Origin of the sequence: Streptomyces sp. MZ04 (assembly GCF_004684775.1) — a bacterium.
Taxonomy (GTDB): domain Bacteria; phylum Actinomycetota; class Actinomycetes; order Streptomycetales; family Streptomycetaceae; genus Streptomyces.
Genome location: NZ_SRIC01000438.1, coordinates 1 through 4,719, shown reverse-complemented (window position 1 = coordinate 4,719; position 4,719 = coordinate 1). Strand labels below are relative to the sequence as shown.

The window sequence follows — 4,719 nt, the reverse complement described above, 5'->3', positions numbered from 1 at the left end:
GCCATGACCACCCCCGCCCCCCGCCGCGGCGGCTTCGTCTTCCTGGACCCTGAGCAGGGCCAGGTCCTACGGGTCATGCCCTTCCAGTACAACCCCGACAGCATCACCCGTACTCTCCAGCCGCGCGGCATCGGCGCCGACGCCGGTGACCGCCTTGAGGCGTTGCGGTTGCAGGGGCCGGCCCGGGAGACGTTTCGGATCGACGCGGAGTTCGATGCCGTGGACCAAGTGGCCTCGAAGGCCACGCCGGCCCCACCCACGGGGTCGGGTCTTTCCGCGACGCTGGCCGCGCTGGAGAGCGCCGTCACCCCCACGAGCGCCCAGCTGACCCGGCAGAACGACCTGGCCGGCCAGGGAATCCTGGAGATCGCCCCCGTGCAGGCCCCGCTGTCCGTCCTGGTGTTGGGGCCGCGCCGGGTCCTGCCCGTGCGGATGCTGGACATCGACGTCACGGAGGAGGCGTACGACGGGGAGCTGAATCCCATCCGGGCGCGCGTGACGCTGACGGTGCGGGTCCTCACCGTCGACGACGTCGGATTCGGCCACAAGGCCGGCGGTCTCTACCTCCAGTACCAGCAGAACCGGGAGCGCCTCGCGGCAACGGTCGCGAACGGCCCGGCGACCGTCGGCTACACGGGCGGCTGAGCCGCACCCGCGCCGCGTACCCACCACCAGCCGGAGGAAGTCGGCATGTTCGAGCCCAGCAGCAGGTACCACGGGGTGCCCACGACGACCCACACCCTTGCGGACGGCCGGACCGTCACTCACCTGCGCCGTCGTTTCCTGCCCCGGCCGGAGGAGCTGACGGCGGTCGGCGAGCATGTCGTCACCGCCGGGGAACGGCTCGACGGCGTTGCGGCCCGACGCTACGGCGACCCGGAGCAGTCGTGGCGGATCGCCGACGCCAACCGGACGATGCGGCCGGACGAGTTGACGGCCGTGCCCGGCCGGAGACTGCGGATCACCCTGCCCGCCGAGGCGTCGGCGGCGGCTGTCGGCGGCGAACGGGCGTGGTGATGAGGCAGAGCCCGCAGGTGATGCTGCTCCTCGGCGACACGGTGCCCGCTCCGGCCCCGGCGGCGTTCGTCGACGCGCTGCACGGGGTGCGGATCACCTCGACCAGCGGGGCGACGAGCGGCTTCCAGCTGACCTTCTCGGTCGCTCCCGGCTCGCCGCTGTCCCGGGCGGTCCTGCCGGACGGGGTGCTGCACGCGAAGAAGCGGGTCGTGGTCGCCGTGATCCTCGCGGGCCGGTGCCATGTGCTCGTGGACGGTGTGATCACGCATCAGGAGCTGCACGCGGCGCGGGCTCCCGGGGCGTCGTTCCTCGTCGTCACCGGTGAGGATCTGTCGCTGCTGATGAATCTGCGGCACGTCCGGCGGGCGTACCCGGGACTGTCGCCGCAGCTGCGGGCGACGGCGGTCTGTGCCGCGTACGCGCAGTACGGCATCACGCCGAAGGCCGTGGCGCCGGTGCTCACGGACCAGCCGAATCCGCTGATCGACATTCCGGTGCAGGTAGCGACCGATCTCGCCTATCTGCGGGCGATGGCCGCGGACGTCGGCCATGTCTTCCATCTCGAGCCGGGGCCGGCCCCGGGAGTCAGCACCGCCTATTGGGGGCCGCAGCGCCGCGAGGGGGCCCTCCAGCCGGTCCTGACGACCGGGTGCGGCGCGGCCGACAACGTGGAGGAGCTGACGTTCTCCTTCGACGGCCTTGCCACGTCCCGCTACGGCACGCACCGGCTGGAGCCTCCCTCCACGACGGCCTCCGAGGCGACCGCCCCCGAGCCGCTCGTACTGCGCGGATCCCTGGCGGCCCGCCCGGCCGAGGCGCTGCGCGTCGGTGCGCTCGCCGGGCAGACCGGCCGCTCCCTGACCCGGACCTTGCTGGCCGGACTCGGCCGCGAGGTCGCCGCCGACGCGGTCACCGGGCGAGGGACCGTCGACGTCCTGCGCTACGGCCATGTCCTGGCCGCCCACGCTCTGGTGGGCGTGCGCGGGGCGGGAGCGGGGTACGACGGGCGCTATCTCGTGGCCGCTGTGACCCACGACCTCACCCGGGACACGTTCAGGCAGCACTTCACGCTGGTCCGCGACGGACTCGGCGCCGACACCCAGGTGGTGACCGTATGACAACAGCGCAGACGCACAAGACGCATCAATGGCACGGCGTGTACGAGGGCGTAGTGGTCGACGCCAAGGACCCGACCGGGATCGGGAGGCTTCTGGTGCGGGTGCCGGAAGTGCTGGGCGACGAGGCACAGGTGTGGGCCGCCCCGTCCACCCCGCTGGCCGGTCCGGACTGCGGCATGTACGTGGTGCCGCCGACGGACTCCGGTGTGTGGGTGCGGTTCCTCGACGGGGACCCCGAGCGGGCCGTGTGCGCCGGGTACCGGCGGGGCGGGTCGCAGGATGTGCCGTCGGCGGCGAAGTCGGCGCCGCCCGGCGTCCCGCAGATCGTGCTGGCCACCCCTTCCGGCAACGCCCTGGTCATCAGCGACATGCCCGGTCCGGCGGGCGGGATCAAGCTCCAACTGCACGGTGAGGACGGGCCGTTCATCAAGATCGACGAGATGTCGATCGAGATCTCCTGCGGGTCAGGACTCGCCACGCTCAAGCTCGTCGGACCCCAGCTCACCGTCAACGACGGTGCGCTGACGGTGTTGTGAGGATGCCATGCCCGGACTGCTGCTCCACTACGGCGCGTTGATGATGTGCGCCCATCCGCCCGGCCTCGTGACCCTTCCCGCCCCGGTGCAGCAGCGCGTTCTGGTCGGCCCCCATCCCGTCGCCACCAGCGCCGACACGTTCCTGGTGGCGGGCTGCAGCTTCCCGGCCGCCACGCTCGGGGCGCCGCCCTGCACGAGCATCGTGTGGCTGCACACCTCCACGCGCGTGTTCGTGGGCGGGGTGCCCGTGCTGCTGCAGCCGAGCCCGCCGGTCAGTCCCGGCCCGGCGATGGGGGTCGGCACGCCGCCGCCCAATCCCCCGCTGGTGCAGGCCATGCAGCTACGGGTCCGGGGGATGTGAGCGTGATGGACGTCGCCTTCCCCTATCGCGTCGACGCCCGTGGCCGCACCGCGTCGGCCGCCTACGCCGACCACGTCCGGGACATGGTCGAACTGGTCCTCTTCACCAGCACGGGCGAGCGGGTCAACCGGCCCGACTTCGGCTGCGGCCTGCTCGACCTGGTCTTCGCCGGAAACAGCCCCGAACTCGCCGCGACCCTGGAGACGACCGCCCAGGCGGCCCTGCAGCGCTGGCTCGGCGACCTTCTCACGGTGACGTCCCTCACCGTGACCGCGGACGAGGCGACGCTCCATGTGGGGGTCGCCTATGTCCTGACGGCCACCGGGGAGAACCGCACAGTGACCGTGAGTGGGGGGACCGGCTCATGACCGTGACGGACGGGCGCCGGAGCCATCCGGCCCGCATCGAGGACGTATGGGCGCACCCGGACCGGCGCACGCTGACCGTGAGGTTCTCCGGGGTGCTGCCGCGGCACGTGGACCGCGCCAGCTTCGTGATCGAGGGCGGGCAGCGGGTCGTCGGCATCCGCGTACTGCGCGCCGTCCCCGAGCTCGGCGAGGAGCCGGAGCACACCACGGAGGAGTCCGGGAGCGGTGCGCCCGCGCAGCGGTTCCGGCTGTTCCTCGACCGCCCCGGGGACGACTCCACCTACCGCCTGCGCGTCCTGGGGCACGGCTTCCACGGCGCCCACGACCGGGCCGACTTCACCTTCTGCCGAACCGACCGCCGCCCGGAGGACATCTCCGGCACGACCCGAGCGCCGAGCCGCCCCGCACCGTCCATCGACTACCTGGCCAAGGACTACGCCAGTTTCCGCCGTCTCCTCCTGGAGCGGCTGTCCCTCACCCTGCCGCAGTGGACCGAGCGCCACGTCCCCGACCTCTGGGTCACCCTGGTGGAGCTGCTGGCCCATGTCGGAGACCGGCTCAGCTACCAGCAGGACGCCGTCGCCACCGAGGCGTACCTCGACACCGCGCGGCTGCGCACCTCGGTGCGGCGGCACGCACGCCTCGTCGGCTACCCGATGCACGACGGCTGCGCGGCCCGCACTGTCGTGTGCGTGGAGACGGCCGCACCGCAGTCGGTACGAACCAACCATCTGGCGTTCGCCGCGCAGCCGGATGACGCGGTGCGCCCGGAGAACGGCCCGGTGCTGTCCTTCGAGGCCCTCGTCTCGGGGCCGCACCCGGTCTACCGGCCCCTGGAGCGGCGCAGGATGCGGCTGCGTCCGGAGCACAACGGCATTCCGCTGTGGGCGTGGGGTCAGGACGCGTTCCACCTGCCCATCGGCACCACGCGGGCCGCGCTGCTCGACGTAGAACGTGCGCTGGACCTCATCCCCGGTGACCTCCTCGTGCTGGAAGAGCTGCGGGCCCCCGACGGCGGCGCACCCGACCCCGGCCACCGGCAGGCGGTCCGGCTCACCGGTGCCGTCCAGGACTACGACGCCGACGACGGCACCCCGGTCGTGAAGATCGCCTGGGCCGAGGAGGACGCGCTCACGTTCCCGCTGTGGGTGGGCAACCCGCCCGGACGCGACGGCCGGACGAGCGCGACCGTGGTGGCCCGCGGCAACGCGCTCCTGGTCGAGCACGGTCCGGAGAACACCTGGCTGCCCGGCGGCGACACGGACGAGCTCATCGAGGTGCCGGAGACGGCCCGCCCCTTCCAGGCGGCGGTGCACGGC

Annotated in this window: 6 protein-coding genes and 1 pseudogene; all 7 read left to right on the top strand. The window is 72.7% G+C overall.

The window, feature by feature from the left end; translation table 11 throughout:
* Positions 1 to 645: hypothetical protein (locus tag E2651_RS41310; protein ID WP_348541705.1), on the top strand; the 645-nt coding region annotated here is incomplete at its 5' end.
* 45 nt (positions 646 to 690) lie between these two features.
* The gene (locus E2651_RS41305; RefSeq protein WP_135336410.1) at positions 691 to 1,017 is read left to right on the top strand and encodes a LysM peptidoglycan-binding domain-containing protein; all 327 of its coding nucleotides are present in this window, start codon (positions 691 to 693) and stop codon (positions 1,015 to 1,017) included.
* A complete protein-coding gene (locus E2651_RS41300) occupies positions 1,017 to 2,135 on the top strand; it encodes a hypothetical protein (RefSeq protein WP_135336409.1) in 1,119 nt (372 codons plus the stop codon). The genes E2651_RS41305 and E2651_RS41300 overlap by 1 nt, the downstream gene beginning before the upstream one ends.
* Positions 2,132 to 2,671, top strand: coding sequence for a phage baseplate assembly protein V (locus tag E2651_RS41295; RefSeq protein WP_135336408.1), 540 nt, complete (start codon positions 2,132 to 2,134; stop codon positions 2,669 to 2,671). The genes E2651_RS41300 and E2651_RS41295 overlap by 4 nt, the downstream gene beginning before the upstream one ends.
* Before the next feature lie 7 nt (positions 2,672 to 2,678).
* The gene (locus E2651_RS41290) at positions 2,679 to 3,032 is read left to right on the top strand and encodes a hypothetical protein (RefSeq protein WP_135336407.1); all 354 of its coding nucleotides are present in this window, start codon (positions 2,679 to 2,681) and stop codon (positions 3,030 to 3,032) included.
* Between the two features lie 5 nt (positions 3,033 to 3,037).
* Positions 3,038 to 3,400 carry a GPW/gp25 family protein gene (locus E2651_RS41285; protein ID WP_135336411.1) on the top strand — a complete coding sequence of 121 codons (363 nt, stop codon included), beginning with the start codon at positions 3,038 to 3,040 and terminating at the stop codon, positions 3,398 to 3,400.
* Positions 3,397 to 4,719, top strand: a pseudogene (locus E2651_RS41280) (putative baseplate assembly protein); the annotation flags it as partial. The gene E2651_RS41285 and the pseudogene E2651_RS41280, both read left to right, overlap by 4 nt.

Coding starts and splice junctions, on each gene's coding strand:
- E2651_RS41285 (WP_135336411.1), top strand. CDS start 3,038: ATGGACGTCGCCTTCCCCTATCGCGTCGACGCCCGTGGCCGCACCGCG.
- E2651_RS41290 (WP_135336407.1), top strand. CDS start 2,679: ATGCCCGGACTGCTGCTCCACTACGGCGCGTTGATGATGTGCGCCCAT.
- E2651_RS41300 (WP_135336409.1), top strand. CDS start 1,017: ATGAGGCAGAGCCCGCAGGTGATGCTGCTCCTCGGCGACACGGTGCCC.
- E2651_RS41305 (WP_135336410.1), top strand. CDS start 691: ATGTTCGAGCCCAGCAGCAGGTACCACGGGGTGCCCACGACGACCCAC.
- E2651_RS41295 (WP_135336408.1), top strand. CDS start 2,132: ATGACAACAGCGCAGACGCACAAGACGCATCAATGGCACGGCGTGTAC.